Source organism: Vibrio aerogenes, assembly GCF_024346755.1.
In the GTDB taxonomy this organism is placed as follows: Bacteria; Pseudomonadota; Gammaproteobacteria; order Enterobacterales; family Vibrionaceae; genus Vibrio; species Vibrio aerogenes.
The window spans coordinates 3117422-3136475 of the sequence record NZ_AP024861.1 but is presented as its reverse complement, the minus strand read 5'-3'; the positions used below and the strand labels follow the sequence as shown (position 1 = coordinate 3136475).

At 42.5% G+C, this 19054-nt stretch carries 20 protein-coding genes; 17 read left to right on the top strand and 3 right to left on the bottom strand.

The window, feature by feature from the left end; all coding sequences use genetic code 11:
* Positions 1 to 22 precede the first annotated feature (22 nt).
* Together OCV29_RS13900 and flgP are read left to right on the top strand one after the other, a co-directional pair.
* Complete coding sequence (locus OCV29_RS13900; protein ID WP_073581162.1) at positions 23 to 658, top strand: FlgO family outer membrane protein; 636 nt, start codon at positions 23 to 25, stop codon at positions 656 to 658.
* Positions 659 to 667: 9 nt separating this feature from the next.
* Entirely contained in the window at positions 668 to 1099 is a 432-nt protein-coding gene (gene flgP, locus OCV29_RS13895) for a flagellar assembly lipoprotein FlgP (protein ID WP_073602460.1), read from the top strand.
* Between the two features lie 107 nt (positions 1100 to 1206).
* Here the strand turns inward: flgP and OCV29_RS13890 are convergent, their stop codons facing one another.
* From OCV29_RS13890 to flgA, 3 genes are all read right to left on the bottom strand, one after another.
* The gene (locus OCV29_RS13890) at positions 1207 to 1632 is read right to left on the bottom strand and encodes a flagella synthesis protein FlgN (protein ID WP_073602459.1); all 426 of its coding nucleotides are present in this window, start codon (positions 1630 to 1632) and stop codon (positions 1207 to 1209) included.
* 40 nt (positions 1633 to 1672) lie between these two features.
* The gene (flgM, locus tag OCV29_RS13885; protein ID WP_073602458.1) at positions 1673 to 1993 is read right to left on the bottom strand and encodes a flagellar biosynthesis anti-sigma factor FlgM; all 321 of its coding nucleotides are present in this window, start codon (positions 1991 to 1993) and stop codon (positions 1673 to 1675) included.
* 116 nt (positions 1994 to 2109) lie between these two features.
* Positions 2110 to 2844, bottom strand: coding sequence for a flagellar basal body P-ring formation chaperone FlgA (gene flgA / locus OCV29_RS13880; protein WP_370737166.1), 735 nt, complete (start codon positions 2842 to 2844; stop codon positions 2110 to 2112).
* Between the two features lie 92 nt (positions 2845 to 2936).
* On the opposite strand from flgA, the gene OCV29_RS13875 reads away from it, so the two are divergent.
* The 15 genes from OCV29_RS13875 to OCV29_RS13805 all read left to right on the top strand — a co-directional run bounded on the left by OCV29_RS13875 (position 2937) and on the right by OCV29_RS13805 (position 18851).
* Entirely contained in the window at positions 2937 to 3869 is a 933-nt protein-coding gene (locus OCV29_RS13875) for a chemotaxis protein CheV (protein WP_073602456.1), read from the top strand.
* 10 nt (positions 3870 to 3879) lie between these two features.
* A complete protein-coding gene (locus OCV29_RS13870) occupies positions 3880 to 4707 on the top strand; it encodes a CheR family methyltransferase (protein WP_073602455.1) in 828 nt (275 codons plus the stop codon).
* A 211-nt stretch (positions 4708 to 4918) separates the two neighbouring features.
* Positions 4919 to 5314: a flagellar basal body rod protein FlgB gene (flgB, locus tag OCV29_RS13865; RefSeq protein WP_073602454.1), complete on the top strand. Its 396-nt coding sequence runs from the start codon at positions 4919 to 4921 to the stop codon at positions 5312 to 5314.
* 5 nt (positions 5315 to 5319) lie between these two features.
* On the top strand, positions 5320 to 5736 hold the full coding sequence (flgC, locus tag OCV29_RS13860) for a flagellar basal body rod protein FlgC (RefSeq protein WP_073602453.1): 417 nt from the start codon (positions 5320 to 5322) through the stop codon (positions 5734 to 5736).
* A gap of 16 nt (positions 5737 to 5752) precedes the next feature.
* Complete coding sequence (gene flgD / locus OCV29_RS13855) at positions 5753 to 6460, top strand: flagellar hook assembly protein FlgD (RefSeq protein ID WP_073602452.1); 708 nt, start codon at positions 5753 to 5755, stop codon at positions 6458 to 6460.
* A 29-nt stretch (positions 6461 to 6489) separates the two neighbouring features.
* Positions 6490 to 7794 (top strand): flagellar hook protein FlgE, encoded by a 1305-nt coding sequence (flgE, locus tag OCV29_RS13850; RefSeq protein ID WP_073602451.1) that lies wholly within the window; start codon positions 6490 to 6492, stop codon positions 7792 to 7794.
* Between the two features lie 183 nt (positions 7795 to 7977).
* Entirely contained in the window at positions 7978 to 8727 is a 750-nt protein-coding gene (flgF, locus tag OCV29_RS13845) for a flagellar basal-body rod protein FlgF (RefSeq protein ID WP_073602450.1), read from the top strand.
* Positions 8728 to 8747: 20 nt separating this feature from the next.
* Positions 8748 to 9536: a flagellar basal-body rod protein FlgG gene (gene flgG / locus OCV29_RS13840; protein ID WP_073602449.1), complete on the top strand. Its 789-nt coding sequence runs from the start codon at positions 8748 to 8750 to the stop codon at positions 9534 to 9536.
* Positions 9537 to 9563: 27 nt separating this feature from the next.
* Positions 9564 to 10349: a flagellar basal body L-ring protein FlgH gene (gene flgH, locus OCV29_RS13835; protein WP_073602448.1), complete on the top strand. Its 786-nt coding sequence runs from the start codon at positions 9564 to 9566 to the stop codon at positions 10347 to 10349.
* Between the two features lie 60 nt (positions 10350 to 10409).
* On the top strand, positions 10410 to 11501 hold the full coding sequence (locus tag OCV29_RS13830; protein ID WP_073602447.1) for a flagellar basal body P-ring protein FlgI: 1092 nt from the start codon (positions 10410 to 10412) through the stop codon (positions 11499 to 11501).
* Positions 11502 to 11513: 12 nt separating this feature from the next.
* Positions 11514 to 12461: a flagellar assembly peptidoglycan hydrolase FlgJ gene (flgJ, locus tag OCV29_RS13825; RefSeq protein ID WP_073602446.1), complete on the top strand. Its 948-nt coding sequence runs from the start codon at positions 11514 to 11516 to the stop codon at positions 12459 to 12461.
* Between the two features lie 186 nt (positions 12462 to 12647).
* Positions 12648 to 14522 carry a flagellar hook-associated protein FlgK gene (gene flgK / locus OCV29_RS13820; RefSeq protein WP_073602445.1) on the top strand — a complete coding sequence of 625 codons (1875 nt, stop codon included), beginning with the start codon at positions 12648 to 12650 and terminating at the stop codon, positions 14520 to 14522.
* Between the two features lie 10 nt (positions 14523 to 14532).
* Positions 14533 to 15726, top strand: a complete 1194-nt coding sequence (gene flgL, locus OCV29_RS13815; protein ID WP_073602444.1) for a flagellar hook-associated protein FlgL — start codon at positions 14533 to 14535, stop codon at positions 15724 to 15726.
* A gap of 373 nt (positions 15727 to 16099) precedes the next feature.
* A complete protein-coding gene (locus OCV29_RS13810; RefSeq protein WP_073602443.1) occupies positions 16100 to 17239 on the top strand; it encodes a flagellin in 1140 nt (379 codons plus the stop codon).
* Positions 17240 to 17714: 475 nt separating this feature from the next.
* Positions 17715 to 18851: a flagellin gene (locus tag OCV29_RS13805; RefSeq protein WP_073602442.1), complete on the top strand. Its 1137-nt coding sequence runs from the start codon at positions 17715 to 17717 to the stop codon at positions 18849 to 18851.
* Positions 18852 to 19054: the final 203 nt, after the last annotated feature.

Below are 19054 nucleotides of genomic sequence, written 5' to 3'. Positions count from 1 at the left end.
TGGGTTTTCTGGAGAGCAGAACATGAAAAGATGGCTAATAATGGTTTTTGTGTTGTCTCTGACAGCATGTTCCTATGCCCCTATATACAATGGTAAAGATTCCTATAGCGGATCTCAGTTTATGTTAATGGAAAGTCCGCGTCATACATTAGACTTTTTTGTGGAGAGTATGACGGAGGACCTGATCAAGTCCAATACGAGTATGACCGCAAGAACACCGATTGCTGTTACCTCTTTTGTGGACCTGCAGAATATGGATGCAACGAACTGGCTTGGTAATTCTGTAACGGAAGGTTTTATCCATCAGTTACAGCAGCGAGGGTTTAAGGTTGTTGACTTCAAAACAACAGGTTCAATTAAGGTGACACAACAGGGTGATTTTGCATTCAGCCGGGATTGGAAAAATCTGGCTGAGAAGCAAGCCATTCAATATGTTCTGACCGGCACGATGCTACGTCAGGAAGGTGGTGTTATCGTCAATGCCAGAGTTGTTGGTATGCAATCCCGCATTGTTGTTGCAACAGCGCAGGGCTTCTTACCGGCTGACAGAATTGGACGTGATTTAGATACGTTGAATACAATGCGTACTCAGGATGGGGTGTTGATCCGCTCTGATCCGACGATCACACAGCCTTATACTGTCATATTGCGCCCTTAGGAGTGTTGAATGAAATTTTTGTTAGTATCAATAACAGCATTATTTCTGATGGCCTGCCAGCCTTTGCAAACGCTTAATAAAGATAACTGGCTGACGGCTGTTGGATATGCATCTATCAGTGAACAAAAAGGACGAACTCTGAAAGAAAAACAAGTCCGGGCGATGCGTGCTTCTAAGATTGATGCTTACCGTGAACTGGCTGAACAAGTTTATGGGATGAGGGTGAGTGGTCGCGCTGAATTATCCGATCAGCGGCTGGGTACGGAAGCAACTTCTGGTGCCGTTGATGGTGTTATTCGCGGGGCTGAAGTTGTTCGTAGCTATAAAGTCGGTGATAGCTATGTGACCGAGCTTCGCTTGAATGTCAATAAAATGGAGCAGATGAGAGATTACGGTGAAGTTCAGCAAGTACCAGATAAGCGCCAGCAAACGCTTTTCTGATATTCAGGTTCTTTGTTCTCGCTCAGTCATTCGTTCTGATTACAGATATAAAAAAAGCGCCGACGGCGCTTTTTTTATATCTGTACTTTTTATATCTGTATTCAGGATCAGGCTTTAATGTTTGTCCCCAATGTTGATATGGAACGGGTTTGCCCTTCGGAAGTATATGTCATCCCGATTTTTCCCTGACTTTGTTGCATTAGATTATTTAGTTTATTAAAACTAAGTTGTGCTCGTTTCAGTGCTTCGCCATTGACCATATTGACCTGTTGACACTCAGCAATCAGAACTTTTGTTTGTTCGACAAGTTCTGTCAGCGATTCATCCTGTTGCAGGCCCGGCAAGTCAGGATGATTTGCAATTCTCTGGTCTGTGTCATTTAACTGATTGATCAGCGTAATTTTTTGCTTTGCAATCGCTTCAATTTCTGACGATGTACGTTTAGCAATGACAATCTTTTCCTGATCTAAAAGTTCAGATAATGATTGTGCATTCGTGAACTGAAATTCGAGTAAATCTTTTAAGATTGCCATGATTTACTAACCTGCCCGCTTTAATTCTTTGGTGCTCAGATTAAGCACTACCAAGTTCTTTTTCAAACTTGATCATATTATCTGCGAGTTTTTCTGCGTCAACTTTGTAAGAACCATTAGCAATTGCATCTTTAATTGCCTGGACTTTTGCATTATCAAATGCAGGTGACGACGATAATTTGTTATGGATATCTCCAAGTGCTTTTCCTTGCGTACTTAGAGAAACAGCATCTTTATCAGAGGCAACATTTTGCCTCGTTGTTTCAGTTTTTGATTCAGATGCATTGGTTTCCGCGCGTTGCGTGCTTCGACTGGTATTTGCCAGAGACTGGCCAGAACGAATGTTATCAATGCTTGCCATAGCTGAGCCTTAATTAAATGTATATCTACTTACCGTCAATATCGACGTCCTTAAAGGATACTTTAGCATTTTCTTTGCCAAAACTGATGTTTTTTTGCCCGAAGCGCAATAAAAGTTTAAAAATGTACCGTCACTTCGTTAATTCCTGATACCTTTGCATCAATAACCCGTTTGGATTTATTGTTTTTTACTTTGATTTGTTCTCCCTGAATTCCATCAGAGAGTGCAATGCCGTGTGTGGTAATGGTCAGGCCATTTTTTACCGCTTTAATCACAACCTTATCATTCCGGCAGACAATGCAAATATCATGATTGTTAATCATATCATTTAAAGTAACATTTCTTTTAACTTTTGCGCCTATAACTTGATTTATTGACGAAAAACCTTGCTGTCTGAAGCGAAGCAGATCTACCATGCTAACACTAACGTCTTGTTGAGTAATGATTTGTCCCCGGCTCAAAGGATGATTGGCAGTGACTGCCGGAATTTTAATTTTCAGGCGAACGGGTACATATACCCGCCAGTTTTCGGCTTTACACTCAACAAGAACAGTGATGTTGCTAGCAGAACCTCTTTTAGAGGATGAAAATGCATTTAATCCTGTTGGACAATCGGAGGCCTGTATCCGATTATCAAGAGGGGCTGCAGTCGCGGCTATTTTACCTCCGGCAGGAAATTCCAGTTTTTGAAGTGCATAATTTTCTGCTGTTTTCCGGATATGAGCGATTTGCTCCTGCGTTGCTGCTTCAGCAAAAACGTTAAAGAAAAGTGATAAAAATACGATAAAGCTATAAAAAAGTTTGAAGAAAGCTCTACACTTAGTAACAGGCAGAGGGAATGGATGTGAAATGAAAGACACGTTTTTATATCCCTTAGTTAATTCATCACTTGTTGTAGACTACCACTTTTTTCAGAAAAGTTTGTATAGATGGAGATGGACTTATGTCGGGTATTCTGGATACTGTGAATCAGCGTACACAACTTGTCGGCCAGAATCGACTGGAGTTGCTGACTTTCCGGTTAAATGGTCGCCAGCGTTACGGTATCAATGTCTTTAAAGTAAAAGAAGTTTTGCAGTGTCCGAAGTTAACTGAAATGCCAAATTTGCATCGTCTGGTAAAAGGTGTTGCTCACATTCGGGGACAAACAGTATCTGTTATTGATTTAAGCCTTGCCATTGGTGGCAGAGCGACGACTGACATAGAAAAGAGTTTTGTTGTTATTGCTGAATTTAACCGGTCAATACAAGCTTTTTTAGTCAGTTCCGTTGAAAGAATCGTCAATATGCGCTGGGAGGAAATTTTACCGCCTCCGGAAGGTGCGGGAAAAGCTAACTACTTAACTGCAGTGACAAATATTGATAATGAGTTAGTAGAAGTGATTGACGTTGAAAAAATTCTGGCTGAAATTGCACCTGTAGATGAAACGATGGATGAGTCCATCAGTGAAGAAATCACAAAAGCAGAAGAGAAGAAAGAATTTATCCGGCGAGTCTTAATTGCAGATGATTCCACAGTAGCCCGAAAACAGGTGCAAAGGGCAGTTGAGTCAATTGGTTTTGAAGTGATAGCTGTCATCGATGGTAAGCAGGCTTACGAAAAACTGGTTGAACTGGCAGAAGATGGCGGGATATTTAATCACATCTCATTGGTTATTTCTGATATCGAAATGCCTGAGATGGATGGTTATACACTGACTGCCGAAATTCGTCGGAACCCTCAGCTCAAAGATCTTTATGTAATACTTCACTCATCATTGAGTGGCGTATTTAATCAGGCTATGGTAGAAAGGGTAGGCGCGAATGCATTTATCGCGAAATTTAATCCTGACGAACTTGGTAATGCGGTAAAAGCTGCACTGGTAGACGTAGACTAAAGAGAAATGAATGACTGCGATAACGATCAGCGAACAAGAATATAAAGATTTTTGTCGCTTCTTAGAGTCTCAATGTGGGATTGTACTCGGAGACAGCAAACAGTATTTGGTTAGAAGTCGGTTAAGTCCTTTGGTAACAAAGTATGGCTTAGCTTCGTTGTCTGCATTGCTTCGGGATGTTGTTAAAGGGATGAATCGTGAGCTTCGTGTTGCGGCCGTTGATGCGATGACAACCAATGAGACGTTGTGGTTTCGTGACAATTATCCATTCACGGTGCTGTCAGATAAACTGCTGCCTGAGATTGCTGCCAAAAAACGTCCGATTAAAATTTGGTCAGCTGCCAGTTCGTCCGGACAGGAACCGTATTCTATTGCGATGACGATTCTGGAAACGCAGCAGAAAAAACCGGGTATGCTTCCTAATTGCTCTGTTGTTGCTACTGATATCTCATCAACCATGTTAGATATGTGCCGGATGGGAAGTTATGACAATCTTGCATTAGGCCGGGGGCTATCGCTGGAACGTCGCCGGAGTTTTTTTGAAGATGCAGGTGATGGCCGGATGAAAGTCAAAGATAATGTAAAGCGCCTGGTCAACTTCAGGCCCCAGAACCTGATGGAAAGTTATGCTTTATTAGGAAAGTTTGACATTATCTTTTGCCGTAACGTTTTGATTTATTTTTCTGCGGACATGAAATCGAAAGTTTTAAATCAGATGGCAAATAGTTTAAATCCTGGCGGTTATTTATTGCTTGGTGCTTCTGAATCCTTAACCGGGCTGACTGATCGTTTTGAGATGGTCCGGTGTAACCCTGGTATTATATACAAGCTTAAATAAACAAAACCCGTATTCTGATTCTCAGAATACGGGTTCTAAGTTTTGCATCTCTATTCTCCTTAACCCCTTCAATAAATTTCTTCTGTACCATTGATTGGTCTGTTTTTTGCTCAGTTCAAAGTAATTAAATTGTATTGATGAACTTTTCAAGTTGGTATATTTATTGCTTGATTATTTGTATCATAGTGAAGTTATTCATCACGAGGCGTATATGGCAATCTCATTCAATAATGCATTAGGTATTCATCAGTATACTGTTGGTGTACGGGAGCGTAATGCTGAAATGATATCCAGTAACATTGCACAAGCTAATACGCCGGGATACAAAGCGAAAGGGCTGGACTTCAAGACGGCATTACAAGCAGCAAGTTCTGGTGCAGATATTCATTTATCAAGAACAGATGGGCGGCATATTCCTGCCTCCAGGGCAATCATAGGGGAAACTCTTTACCGCATTCCGACACAGCCTGATACTGGTGATGGCAATACTGTCGATGTTGATTTAGAAAGAAACCTCTTTATGCAAAACCAGATTCGTCATCAGGCTTCACTTGATTTTCTTGGTGGCAAATTTAAAAGTATGACAAAAGCAATTAAAGGGGAGTAGTTTAGATGAGTTTATTTAATGTCTTTAACGTAACAGGTTCTGCAATGAGCGCTGAGTCTGTTCGTCTGAATACGACCTCGAGTAACCTGGCAAATGCTGATAGTGTCAGTAGTTCTGCAAAGGATACATACAAAGCTCGTCATCCGGTTTTTGCCGCAGAGCTTGATCACGCTAAGACTAAAAACGATTACACGGTTCCGGTAAAAATACTGGGCATAGTCGAGAGTGACAAGCCACTTACAGCTGAATATAACCCGGATCATCCCTTAGCGAATGATGAAGGTTATATTTATAAGCCGAATGTTAATGTGATGGAAGAAATGGCGAACATGATTTCGGCCTCACGCGCATATCAGACTAATGTTCAACTGGCAGATGCAAGTAAGCAGATGCTGCTGAGAACATTACAGATGGGTCAATAGGTATAGGAGATAGCATATGGCTGGAGTTGATAATGTTGGTCAAAATGGCTTGTCCTATGTTGACCAGTTAAAAAAACTTCAGGAACAGAAGAAACCTGATGAGGTGACTGGTAAACAGGACCTCAAGCAGGAAGACTTCTTATCCTTGCTGACAAAGCAATTATCACAGCAGGATCCGTTTAAGCCTGTCAGTAATGATCAAATGATCGCTCAGATGGCGTCATTTGCGACCGTTGATGGCATTGGGAAAATGAACTCTCAGTTTGAGAATCTCAATTCCTCTATGACATCAAACCAGGCTTTGCAGGCATCATCCTTAGTTGGAAGAGATGTGTTAGTTCCTGGAGCGACTGGCGTTAAAAAAGATGCTGGAAGTATGGCCGCGATGGTGAAGCTTCCTCAATCTATCGATAACTTAATCGTACGGGTTGAAAACGAAGTAGGGCAACTGGTTCGTACTTTTGATGTCGGCGCTAAGCCAGTTGGAGATTCCCGTGTTGAGTGGGATGGCAAAGATCAAAATGGCAATGCTTTGCCGGCTGGTAAATATAAGATTAAAGCTTCGGGCCTGATGGATGGCAAAAATAACGAGTTTGAAGTTTCAACGTACGCGAACGTCAATAGTGTCCTCTTAGGCAAAGGCGATGGGAATGTACTGCTTAACCTGGCTGGTTTTGAATCACCAGTTCGGCTCGCTGAAGTACTGGAAGTTGGTAAGGCGTAGTTGGCGCTGGCCAGATAGGAGAATATTAGATGTCATATGTATCATTAAGTGGTTTGTCTGCAGCGCAGCTTGATTTGAATACAACCAGTAATAATATTGCGAACGCAAATACATTCGGGTTTAAAGAATCTCGTGCTGAGTTTGGAGACGTATACTCTAACTCTTTGTTCACAAATGCTAAAACAACACCTGGTGGTGGTGTTCAGGCAAACAAAGTTGCTCAGCAATTCCATGAAGGTTCAAGTATTTATACGAACAACCCAATGGATTTGCGTATATCAGGAACTGGTTTTTTTGCGGTCGCTAAAGAACGTTTGATTCCGCAGCAGAATGAACTGACCCGTAATGGCGCATTTCATTTGAACAAGGATAACTATCTGGTTACATCAAATGATGAATTTCTGCTGGGTTATCAGGTCAATAAAGATACGGGCAATGTGACTTCTTATGAAGCTCAGCCTCTGAATATTCCGGCACAATTTGGTAAGCCGAAGCAGACTGCTAATGTTGAAGTCGGAGTGAATTTGCCGGCAGATGCACCGCTTAAGGATCCTGCATTATTTGATATTGAAGATCCGGAAACTTATAACCGATCAACATCGTCAACTGTTTATGATTCGATGGGGCAGTCGTACAAGATGACGACTTATTACCTGAAAGATCAAACTCAGCCGAATACATGGCAGGTTTATTATACGATGACTGATGGCGAAGGCGAAAAGCCAATCAATATTGCAGGCGGTGATGCGACTGCGCCATCAGGTCAGACTGGTCATACGATTCGGTTTAATAATGATGGTACACTGGCGAGTATTAATGGGGGACAGGATGTTGTTTCCGAACCCATCGGTGCAGGTGCAAATCCAGTGAACATGAATGGCGCTGATCCGACTCAGTCAATCTCTTTCGGCCTGAATGCATCGACTCAGTTCGCTGCACCGTTTGAATTGACGAAATTTGATGAAGATGGCGCAACAACCGGGTTCCTGACCAAAGTTGATGTGAATGAAGAAGGCAGTATTCTGGGCACCTATTCTAACGGTGAAAATATTACTTTAGGCCGTGTTGCTCTGGTTCGGGTTGCCAACGAGCAGGGACTGGATAAAAAGGGTGGAACTCAGTGGGATTCAACCACAGCTTCCGGTGATAAAATCTGGGGTGAATCGAATAAAGGGTCTTTTGGTACAGTGAATAGCGGTACCTTAGAGCAATCGAATATCGATATGACTCAGGAGCTGGTTGATTTAATCTCAGCTCAGCGGAATTTCCAGGCGAACTCTCGTGCACTGGAAGTTCATAACCAGACGCAACAGACAATTCTGCAGATTCGTTAATCGTCTTTTCTGCTTCTTAAAAAAGCCAAACGAGCGGCAACGTGCGTTTGGCTTTTTGCCATCTTGCGGCAATTCAGCGGCAAAAAACTTCATATATCCACTTAATTAACTGAAATAAAAGAGTTTTTATATTGGCACGTCAATTGCTTGTTAACTCTTGTATAACGATGACAGGAGTAAAGTATGGATCGTGCGTTATTTCTTGCAATGAGTGGTGCCAAGCAAAATATGCAGGCAATGCAGCTCAGAGCAAATAATCTGGCTAATGTAAGTACAACAGGGTTCAGGGCTGATTTAGCACAGGCTCGATCTATGCAAACTTATGGTGATGGCTTTCCTACACGTGTTTTTAGCATGACAGAGCGTCCCGGACATAGTTTTAAGCAGGGAAGTGTCATTACAACTGGTCGTGATCTGGATGTGACAGTTGAGGGAGAAGGCTGGATTTCTGTCCTCGATAAAACGGGTCAAGAAGGTCTGACACGAAATGGCAACTTTCAGGTGAGTCAAAATGGTTTGCTGACTTCAGGTTCCGGTCACTTAGTTCTTGGAGAAACAGGAGCACCCATAACTCTGCCTGTGCCTTTGAGTAAAATCGAAATTGGGACTGATGGAACCATTTCAGTGTTGCCTCAGGGTGCTCCGGCCAATGCAATGGAAATTGTTGATCGTATTAAATTGGTTCGTCCCGGAAATCAATCGTTATATAAAGATGCAAATGGTTTATTCCGTGCAAAAGATCCAAATGCTGCTTTTGAGGCAGATGCACAGGTCACGTTGCTTCCGGGTGCTTTAGAAGGCAGTAATGTGAATGCAGTTGGTGAGATGACAAATTTGATTGATTTGCAGCGTCAGTTTGAAATGCAGGTCAAAATGATGAGTACAGCAGAAGAGATGGATAAAGCATCTGATTCTCTGCTTCGTACGAGTTAATGAGTAAAGGAGACTAAAATATGCATCCGGCATTATGGGTTAGTAAGACAGGTTTAGATGCGCAACAGACAAATATTGCGACCATTTCTAACAACCTTGCGAACGCATCGACAGTGGGCTTTAAGAAAAGCCGGGCTGTGTTTGAAGATCTCTTTTACCAAAATGTGAATCAGCCAGGTGGTCAGTCATCTCAGAATACTGAACTACCGAGCGGATTGATGCTTGGCGCGGGTTCTAAAGTAGTTGCGACGCAAAAAGTACACACGAATGGTAATGCACAGACAACCAGTAACAGTCTGGACATGATGATCGAAGGTGATGGTTTCTTTCAGGTATTGATGCCTGACGGTAATATTGGTTATAGCCGCAACGGTCAGTTCACATTAAATGCGGAAGGTATGGTCGTGACTTCCGGTTCTGGCTATCCATTGCAGCCTGAGATCGTTATTCCTGAAGATGCACAATCAATTACGGTTGGTAACGACGGGCAAGTTTCAGTGCGTATCCGCGGACAACAGGAAAATCAGGTTGTAGGACAAATTACTACAGTTGATTTCGTCAATCCTGGTGGATTAGAACCTGTCGGACAAAACTTATATTTACCAACAGGAGCCAGTGGTGATCCGCAGGAAGGTGTTCCGGGACTTGATGGCTTGGGTAATGTTCGCCAGTCTATGCTTGAAAGTTCTAATGTCAATGTGACAGAAGAGCTGGTGAATCTGATTGAAGCGCAGCGTGTTTATGAAATGAATTCAAAAGTCATTTCTGCTGTAGATAAAATGATGGGCTATGTAAATCAACAGCTTTAATCATTTGTTGTTGAAGAGAGATGCACAATGAAACGTATAGTAACACTTGGTTTAATTAGTTTTTTGTCTGGTTGTTCGCTGGTTCAGTATGATTCAAATGACTGGGCTTATACAGAAGGTACAACAACTGTCGATGCAGTCGAAGGGGATAAATCACAAGAGACTAATAATAGCAATGGTTTACTTGATTCATTGAGCAGCCGGGTTGATCCCGTTGCCGGTGATCCGGCATGGGCCCCGATTCATCCTAAAAAACAGCCTGAGCATTACGCGGCAGAAACGGGTTCTCTGTTCAGTCAGGCTGCTTCAAACAGCCTGTATGATGATTCAAAACCGAGAAAAGTAGGTGATATCATCACAGTCACACTCAATGAAAGTACGAAGGCTGCTAAAAGTTCTGATGCTGATCTGTCCAAGAATAATGATGCATCAATGGATCCTTTAGAGGTCGGAGGGAAAGAGCTTAACATTGGGGAATACAACTTTTCTTATAATTTGAGTAATGGCAATAAATTCTCCGGAAGTGCTGCTGCAAATCAAAGTAACAGTATTTCTGGTTCGATTTCTGTTGAAGTGGTGGAAGTGTTAAATAACGGCAATCTCATCATTCGTGGAGAAAAGTGGCTGACATTGAATACCGGCGATGAATACATTCGTCTGAGTGGTACGGTCAGGCCTGAAGATATTGCCTTCGATAATACAATCCCGTCAAACCGTATCTCTAATGCCAGAATTCAATATTCCGGAACAGGGACGAACCAGGATATGCAGGAACCTGGATTTCTGGCACGATTTTTTAATATAGCTCTGTAAGACATGTTAAGTGACAAAGTTTTGGCCAGAAGTCATATTCGAAAAATCAAGGTATTTGCAATGAAGAAAATCATATCCTTTATACTCATTGTTCTCAGCTTTCCTTTTGTTGCACAGGCTGCACGGATAAAGGATGTGGCTGAAGTTGCCGGTGTCCGGAGCAACCAGCTTATTGGATATGGTTTAGTGACTGGCTTGCCGGGTACCGGCGAATCGACGCCGTTTACCGACCAGAGCTTTAATGCCATGTTGCAAAATTTCGGCATACAGTTGCCGCAAGGAACAAAGCCTAAAACCAAAAATGTTGCTGCAGTGATGATCACTGCTGAGTTACCTCCTTTTTCTAAACAGGGACAGACAATCGATGTAACGGTTTCTTCTGTCGGTTCTGCCAAGAGTTTACGTGGCGGTACGCTTATGCAGACTTTTCTGAAAGGGTTAGATGGAAAGGTTTATGCAGTTGCTCAGGGGAATTTGGTGGTGAGTGGCTTTAGTGCTAATGGCGCTGATGGCTCTAAGCTGGTTGGCAACACACCGACAGTCGGTATGATTTCAAATGGTGCGACTGTTGAGCGGGAAATTCCTACACCTTTTACCCGTGGTGACTATATTACTTTCAATCTGCTTGATTCTGACTTCACGACGGCGCAGCGAATGGCGGATGCTGTAAATCAGTTTCTTGGACCACAAATGGCAACAGCCATTGATGCAACCTCAGTTAAAGTTCGGGCGCCAAGAGATGCCGGGCAGCGCGTTGCATTCCTGTCTGCGATTGAAAACCTTGAATTCAATACAGCAGAAGGCGCTGCAAAAATTATTGTGAATTCGCGAACCGGAACGATTGTTGTTGGCCAGCATGTGAGGCTGAAACCTGCAGCGGTAACGCATGGTGGGATGACCGTGGCTATCAAGGAAAATCTGAACGTAAGCCAACCTGGAGCTTTAGCTGGCGGGGAAACGGCTGTTGTGCCTGATTCCGATATCTCAGTGTCTGAGAAGAAAGGTAAAATGTTCAATTTTCAACCTGGGGTAACACTCGATGATTTGGTTCGTGCTGTGAATGAAGTTGGCGCAGCGCCTTCTGATTTGATGGCTATTTTGCAGGCTTTAAAACAAGCGGGTGCCATTGAAGGCCAGCTGATCATTATCTAGGGGAGTGATGTCATGAATAATAACGGAACAAAAGATATTGGTTTTATTCAGGATATTTCTCAACTGGATAGACTACGTAAGCAGGCTGTCAGTGGGGACAAACAAAGTGAAAATGAAGCATTAAAGGCTGCGGCAAAACAGTTCGAATCTGTTTTCACTTCCATGTTGCTGAAATCAATGAGAGATGCGAATTCAGAGTTTAAAACAGACCTGTTTAACAGCCAGACAGAAAATTTTTATCGGCAGATGCTCGATGACCAAATGTCCAGTGAATTGAGTACATCGGGTAAACTTGGCCTGGCAGATATGATTGTTGCTCAGTTATCCGCAAACTCAGGTCAGGATGAACAGGGGAAGACAAAAGATGCGGCTACGCCGGATCAATTGCAGGCCGCACTTGAGAAAGTAAGAAAATACCATCAGGACGCGGCACTGGCGAAAAATTCTCCTCAGATGACTGACATACCCGCTTCGTCTCAGATTGATGAACCTCGTGTCTTCAAATCACCAGAGTCTTTCATTGAAACGATGAAGCCTTATGCTGAAAAAGCGGCCAGGGCTTTAGGGATTGATTCATCTCTTCTCCTTGCTCAGGCGGCACTGGAAACGGGATGGGGGCAAAAAGTTGTCAGCAATGCGGCAGGTAGTAGCCACAACCTGTTTAATATTAAAGCAGATCGACGCTGGCAAGGTGATAAAGTCACTTCTCAAACACTGGAATATCGTGATCAGATTCCGGTGATGGAGAAAGCAGCATTTCGTTCATACAGTAATTATCAGGATAGTTTTGATGATTATGTGAGATTTCTTGCTGAAAATCCCAGATATAGCACAGCATTGAATCAGCACGGGAACGACCAGCAGTTTATCCGGGAGATACATCAGGCTGGATATGCAACAGACCCTGATTATGCAAATAAAGTATTAAGAGTTCAGGCAAAAATTAAACAAATGGATTAATTCTCTGGCTTTCTATTCTTCATCACTCATTTCATTCTTTTCTTTTTAATTCAGGGAGCGCTTTTGCCTCCCTGAATTTTATCTAACTCCTTGTCTTTTATATTTTATTTTAGTTGGCACGCCTATTGCTTATTAATATTTAGTGTTGCCGGTTTTTGCCGGTTAAATAATATTTTTGGGGGCAGTATGGCATCTGATTTGTTAAATATTGGTACTCAGAGTGTGTTAACGGCACAGAAGCAGTTAAACACGACTGGTCATAATATATCTAATGTAAATACAGATGGTTACAGTCGTCAGTCGGTGATCCAGGGCGTCAATATGCCCCGCCAGTATGGTGGTCAAACATACGGCATGGGCGTGCATGTGGAAAATGTTCGCCGCTCATGGGATCAGTTTGCCGTTAAAGAGCTAAATATTGCCACGACTGATTTTTCGAACAAGCAAGACATAGAAAAAAATCTGGACACTTTGACCAAGATGTTGTCATCGATTACGTCGAAAAAAATTCCGGAAAACCTGAACGATTGGTTTGATGCACTGAAGACTTTGGCAGATAGTCCGAATGATGTTGGTGCCCGTAAGGTACTGCTGGAAAAAGCGGATTTGATTGCTAAAAATCTGAATGGGTTTCATCAAACCATATACCGGGGTTTCGAGCAAACAAATAATGCGCTGGAACACGGTATTACCCGGATTAATCAGCTGGCTATAGAAATCAGAGACTTACAGCGCCTGATGATGAAAACACCAGGTCCACATAATGATTTGATGGATGAGCATGAAAAGCTGGTTCGCGAGTTAGCTGAATATACCAAAGTCACCGTGACGCCACGTAAAAATGCGGAAGGATTCAATGTTCATATCGGCAATGGTCATACGTTGGTATCCGGTACAGAGGCAAGTCAGCTGACAATGATTGCCGGTTATCCGGATGTACAACAGCGACGCTTGGCAATGATTGAAGGCAAAGGAATTAAAGCCATCTCTTCTAAGGAAATTGGGGGGAAAATGGGGGCTTTATTTGATATGCGGGATAAAGATATTCCATATGTCCTCGACGAAATTGGTCGTCTGGCTGTTGCTTTTTCTTACAAGGTGAACCACCTGCAGAAACAGGGACTAGACCTTGATGGCCAGGTTGGCAGAGAACTTTTCACCGATGTTAATTCTGATATTTCTGCAAAAAGGCGAGTCATTACACACAGTGACTCTGAGGCTGATATGTATGTTTATATTGATGATATCAGCCAGTTAAAAGGCGGAGAGTATTCAGTGTTATACACGGGTAGTGAATATGTGACGACATTGCCAAATGGAAAGCAGAAGAAACTGACACCTGTTGACGATGAATTATATCTTGATGGTATGAAGATCAAAATTGCGAATCCTCCAGAAGAGGGAGAGCGCTTCTTTATCCGGCCAACCCGGAGAGGTGCGGCGGATATTCAGACAGAGATGAATGATCCCAGAGAAATTGCCGCACAAAGCTACGAGGCGTCAACGACGTTTGCTCAGGGAACCGCAACGTTTGAAATCATGCGTGCCGGAGAGATAAAAGAGTTTGAAGTGAATATTTCCGCGACCGGGCAAACATTTTCCGTTCGCGATAAAAAAGGCAATTTGATTTTAAAAGATTTGCCTTATCCGCCGTCTGAACCGGTTGAAATCATGGGAACAATCTTCCAGCTTTCATCTGGCGCATTGCCCAATGATAAGTTTACAGCGAACCTTGTTCCTTCCGAAGGGGATAACGGTAACCTGAGAAAAATGCAGAATATTCAGACAGATAAAGAAATGGATGACCATGAAGCAACCATTATTGATGTTTATCATAATCTGAATACGAATGTTGGTCTGAAAGCATCTACGGCGTCACGTTTGACCGATGTCGCTCGTTTGGAAAAAGAGGCTGCATCTGAGCGTATTGCTTCAATTTCCGGAGTCAATCTGGATGAAGAAGCAGCAAATATGATGAAGTTCCAACATGCTTATATGGCTTCATCAAGGGTGATGCAGGCGGCCAATGACACTTTCAATACGATCCTGCAGTTGAGATAGGAGTCGGTGAATGTTAAATCGCATTTCAAGCTTTCATAACTATCAGGCAGTTCAGAATGATCTGCGTCGTCAGGAAGCAAAGGTCCACCATAACCAGGCTCAGCTGGCGTCTGGTAAGAAGTTGTTGACGGCTGCTGATAATCCATTAGCGACGCACTACATTCAAAATGTAGGGCAGCAGGAAGAGCAAATCCGGCAGTATCTGGATGCGATTGTCATGGTAAGAAACCGACTCGGTCACCAGGAAGCTATTATCGCGAATGCGGAAGATTATGCGGATGTGGCAAAGCGGACTGTGATGGAAATGATCAATGGTGCGTTGTCTGCTGAAGACCGTATGGCCCATGAGCGGGAGCTTGAAGAGTTATCAAATAATCTGCTCAATTTGAGTAATGAGCAGGATGAGTCGAGTAATTATATCTTTGCCGGGACAAAGCCTAAAAATCAACCGTTTTTCAGAGACAATGATGGCAATGTCACTTATGCAGGGGATGACTATCAGAGAAAAATGAAAATTTCCAATGCTCTGGAAGTGCCCTTCAATAATCCCGGCAATAAAATTTTTATGGACATTAAGAATCCCTTTGGGGATTACGAGCCTGACTATCAGTTGCAGGAAGGTTCTGACTTGTTGTTAGAAAGAGCCGTAAATAAAGATTCTGATGATGAATCCAACTATTCGGTCGTGTTTGTTGACATGGGAAATGGTGAGTATGGCTATCAGCTGGATCAGGATGGCAGTGCTGTGCAGACGGATATATTTAACCCTAAAACAGGGATTCAGTATGAAGGTCTGACCATTAATGTAAAAGGGCAAATTACAGCCGGAGATCGGATTGAACTGTCACCAAGAAAGACATTCAGTATTTTCGATACGTTTAAAGAAGCGATGAAATACTCCAAAAACTCAGTGTCGGATGCATCTTCTACAGCAAAGTTGCATCAGATGACTGAAGAATTTCATACAGCTTTCATTCATCTCAATAAAGTACGAACAGATATTGGTGCCCGTTTAACAACCCTGGATATTCAGGAAAACGAGCATGAAGATTACAAACTGACTTTAGCCAGATCGAAAAGCAGTTTTGAAGATCTCGATTATGCAGATGCAGTTATCGAGTTTAATGAAAATACACGCGCGCTTCAGGCTTCACAACAGGCCTTCGGTAAGACAAAAGATCTCACGTTGTTTAACTATATCTAACTTTCAAGGTGCCTTATGTGCAATGCCATAAGAGCGAAAGGAGATGTTAAATCACGTGATACTTTACGGCCCCGGAAAACTGGGTGGCAAAGAAGCGGCAAGAAAAAGCGGCAACGTATTGAAGTCTAAAGCTTCAATCATTGAATTAAATATTATTAGGTGAGCTTTCTTTTTTAACTTGTTGATTTTAAAAGAGTTTTAATTTCATGAAAAGTTGGCACGTAAGTTGTATTAATTTAACTATGGAGCATATTATCGGTCATGTAACCGGTGGTGTAGCGATATGGAAAGTTATTTACGGTCAGTGCTTCCAAATGAGAGTTAAAGCTGACCACTTCGCAATAAGCTTGCGAACTCAATAGGAGAGCAAACTATGACCATTAATGTAAATACGAATGTGTCAGCGATGACAGCTCAACGCTATCTGACGAAAGCGACTGATGAGCTGAATACATCGATGGAACGTCTATCTTCAGGGAATCGAATTAATAGTGCTAAAGATGATGCGGCAGGTCTGCAGATCTCTAACCGGTTGATTTCTCAATCCCGTGGTTTAGACGTTGCTATTCGTAATGCGAGTGACGGTATCTCTATTGCTCAAACAGCTGAAGGAGCAATGGGGGAGTCAACAAGTATCTTACAGCGTATGCGTGATTTGGCTTTGCAATCAGCAAACGGAACAAACTCTCATTCAGAGCGTGAAGCATTGAATGACGAGTTTCATGCACTGCAGGATGAGTTAAACCGTATTGCTGAGACAACCTCTTTTGGTGGCCGCAGATTATTGAATGGAACGTTCGGTGAAGCCGCTTTCCAGATCGGCTCTAATGCTGGTGAAGCAATTATTATTGGTTTAACCAGTATGCGGGCTGATGATCCTCACATGGGTGGTAAAACATTCTCCAGTGAAAACGGAAAAAGTGAAGACTGGGGAGTTCCGGCTGATAAGCGGGATCTGAAAATGGAGTTTACGACCAAAGATGGCGAAGAGATTGAAATCAATATTAATGCAAAACCCGGAGACGATATCCAGGAAGTTGCAACTTACATCAATGGTCAAAATGAACGGGTGAAAGCTTCTGTAAATGATGACGGGCAGCTTCAGCTTTTCATCGGTGAAACTGACATTGTTGGCGATCTTTCAGTCTCGGGTGGCTTAGCCTCTGAACTTGGCATGGAAGATGGTGAAGGCACATATACGACAGTGAATCAGGCAGATATTTTATCGATTGGTACTTCTCAAAATGCAGTCAGCATTTTGGATGCAGCTTTAAAATATGTTGATTCTGAACGGGCAGACTTAGGTGCTAAGCAAAACCGTTTAAGCCATAGTATCAACAATTTGTCTAACATTCAGGAGAATGTTGAAGCATCGAAAAGTCGTATTAAAGATACTGATTTTGCTAAAGAAACAACCCAGATGACAAAAGCGCAAATTTTGCAACAGGCCGGCACTTCTATTCTGGCTCAGGCAAAACAATTACCAAACGCTGCAATCTCCTTATTGCAGTAGTAGCAGAGTTATCATCTGTTTGGTTCAGACGTGAGCTTAGGATGATAACCCTTTGGTAAATGTATGATGATTGAATCGTGTGAAACTCTCTCTCAAAAACCTGTTTCACACATTTATGAATCGTACACCGGTATGCCAAATGTGACTATTTCTCTCGATCTCCACATTGGACTGGCTACCACTCTCTAGCCCCGGTTCTCTCAAAGGAAAAGGGGCTTCTCTCTCTTTTTTACCCACCTTGGTAAATTCCCGGAAAACTTTAGCTATTTCTGCTTTTCGCATATCATTTTTGCGTGTTCAGTCGCAATGTGATCTTTAGTCCATCTTTTTCACATCAATGGCCATTTTTTTTCTAAAGGAAATAATCCGCAAGTCGCTATAGGACTGAACTTTGAGAGAACTATGTTTATCCGAGACGTCGGACAAACATGAAAGAATTTCCGCATTGCCGGAAAATCAATTAGGAGAAACCACTATGGCGGTTAATGTAAATACAAACGTATCAGCGATGACGGCTCAGCGTTATCTGAATAGCGCAACGCAACAAATGAACTCATCAATGGAACGTTTATCTTCTGGATATAAAATCAATAGCGCGAAGGATGATGCGGCTGGGTTGCAAATTTCGAATCGTTTGAATGTCCAGAGTCGTGGTCTTGGAGTTGCTGTCCGAAACGCAAACGATGGTATCTCTATCGCCCAAACAGCTGAAGGTGCGATGAAAGAAACAACAAGCATTCTGCAGCGTATGAGAGATCTGTCTCTACAATCTTCAAATGGTTCTAACTCTAAATCAGATCGTCAGGCAATTCAGGAAGAAATTACATCATTAAATGATGAATTAAACCGTATTGCTGAAACAACATCATTTGGTGGTGCGAAGTTGATGAATGGTTCATTCTCAACTAAGTCTTTCCAAATCGGTGCTGATAGCGGCGAAGCGGTTATGTTGAACCTGAAAAATATGCGTAGTGACAATAGCAGCATGGGTGGTCAAAGCTATGTTGCTGAAGAAGGTAAAGATAAAAGCTGGTCTGTAAATGGCGATGATAACGATTTGACAATCACTTTGAATGATAAAGTTGAAGGTGAGAAAACAATCGAAATCAATGCTAAAGCCGGTGATGATATTGAAGAGCTTGCTACATATATTAATGGTCAGACTGATGAACTGGTTGCATCTGTAAATGAAAAAGGTCAGTTGCAATTGTTCACAGATAACAATCAGATCGACGGCGAGTTGGACTTTGGTGGTAGTCTGGCGAGTGAACTAGGTCTGTCTTCTGACTCAAAAGAAGTCACAGTTGATTCTATCAATGTCACTTCTGTAGGTGGTGCGCAACAAGCTGTTGCTGTTGTTGATGCTGCTCTACAATATGTAGATAGTCACCGTGCTGAACTGGGTGCATTCCAGAACCGTTTTGGACATGCGATCAGCAACCTGAACAACATTGACGAAAACGTGAATGCTTCTGCAAGCCGTATCAAAGATACTGATTTTGCAAAAGAAACGACAGCTTTGACAAAAGCTCAGATTCTTTCTCAAGCTTCAAGTTCAGTGCTTGCCCAGGCAAAACAAGCGCCAAATTCAGCATTAGCACTTTTAGGCTAATATCTGTAATTGCTTTTGATGCTTTATCAAAAAAATCCAGCTTAGGCTGGATTTTTTATTTCCGACAACTTTTCTGTGTCTTATACCATCCTTAGTCATTTTCTGATCTGGATATATCTGGTTCCGCAAACCGCTCAAGCCATCCCCTTTTTATTGATAAGAAAGGCGCTTAAACAAGGGCCTCCATACCTAATGCCCTTGTA

Excerpts from the sequence above, each read along its gene's own strand:
- OCV29_RS13900 (WP_073581162.1), top strand. The coding sequence starts at position 23 with ATGAAAAGATGGCTAATAATGGTTTTTGTGTTGTCTCTGACAGCATGT.
- flgP (WP_073602460.1), top strand. The coding sequence starts at position 668 with ATGAAATTTTTGTTAGTATCAATAACAGCATTATTTCTGATGGCCTGC.
- OCV29_RS13890 (WP_073602459.1), bottom strand. The coding sequence starts at position 1,632 with ATGGCAATCTTAAAAGATTTACTCGAATTTCAGTTCACGAATGCACAA.
- flgM (WP_073602458.1), bottom strand. The coding sequence starts at position 1,993 with ATGGCAAGCATTGATAACATTCGTTCTGGCCAGTCTCTGGCAAATACC.
- OCV29_RS13875 (WP_073602456.1), top strand. The coding sequence starts at position 2,937 with ATGTCGGGTATTCTGGATACTGTGAATCAGCGTACACAACTTGTCGGC.
- OCV29_RS13870 (WP_073602455.1), top strand. The coding sequence starts at position 3,880 with ATGACTGCGATAACGATCAGCGAACAAGAATATAAAGATTTTTGTCGC.
- flgB (WP_073602454.1), top strand. The coding sequence starts at position 4,919 with ATGGCAATCTCATTCAATAATGCATTAGGTATTCATCAGTATACTGTT.
- flgC (WP_073602453.1), top strand. The coding sequence starts at position 5,320 with ATGAGTTTATTTAATGTCTTTAACGTAACAGGTTCTGCAATGAGCGCT.
- flgD (WP_073602452.1), top strand. The coding sequence starts at position 5,753 with ATGGCTGGAGTTGATAATGTTGGTCAAAATGGCTTGTCCTATGTTGAC.
- flgE (WP_073602451.1), top strand. The coding sequence starts at position 6,490 with ATGTCATATGTATCATTAAGTGGTTTGTCTGCAGCGCAGCTTGATTTG.
- flgF (WP_073602450.1), top strand. The coding sequence starts at position 7,978 with ATGGATCGTGCGTTATTTCTTGCAATGAGTGGTGCCAAGCAAAATATG.
- flgG (WP_073602449.1), top strand. The coding sequence starts at position 8,748 with ATGCATCCGGCATTATGGGTTAGTAAGACAGGTTTAGATGCGCAACAG.
- flgH (WP_073602448.1), top strand. The coding sequence starts at position 9,564 with ATGAAACGTATAGTAACACTTGGTTTAATTAGTTTTTTGTCTGGTTGT.
- OCV29_RS13830 (WP_073602447.1), top strand. The coding sequence starts at position 10,410 with ATGAAGAAAATCATATCCTTTATACTCATTGTTCTCAGCTTTCCTTTT.
- flgJ (WP_073602446.1), top strand. The coding sequence starts at position 11,514 with ATGAATAATAACGGAACAAAAGATATTGGTTTTATTCAGGATATTTCT.
- flgK (WP_073602445.1), top strand. The coding sequence starts at position 12,648 with ATGGCATCTGATTTGTTAAATATTGGTACTCAGAGTGTGTTAACGGCA.
- flgL (WP_073602444.1), top strand. The coding sequence starts at position 14,533 with ATGTTAAATCGCATTTCAAGCTTTCATAACTATCAGGCAGTTCAGAAT.
- OCV29_RS13810 (WP_073602443.1), top strand. The coding sequence starts at position 16,100 with ATGACCATTAATGTAAATACGAATGTGTCAGCGATGACAGCTCAACGC.
- OCV29_RS13805 (WP_073602442.1), top strand. The coding sequence starts at position 17,715 with ATGGCGGTTAATGTAAATACAAACGTATCAGCGATGACGGCTCAGCGT.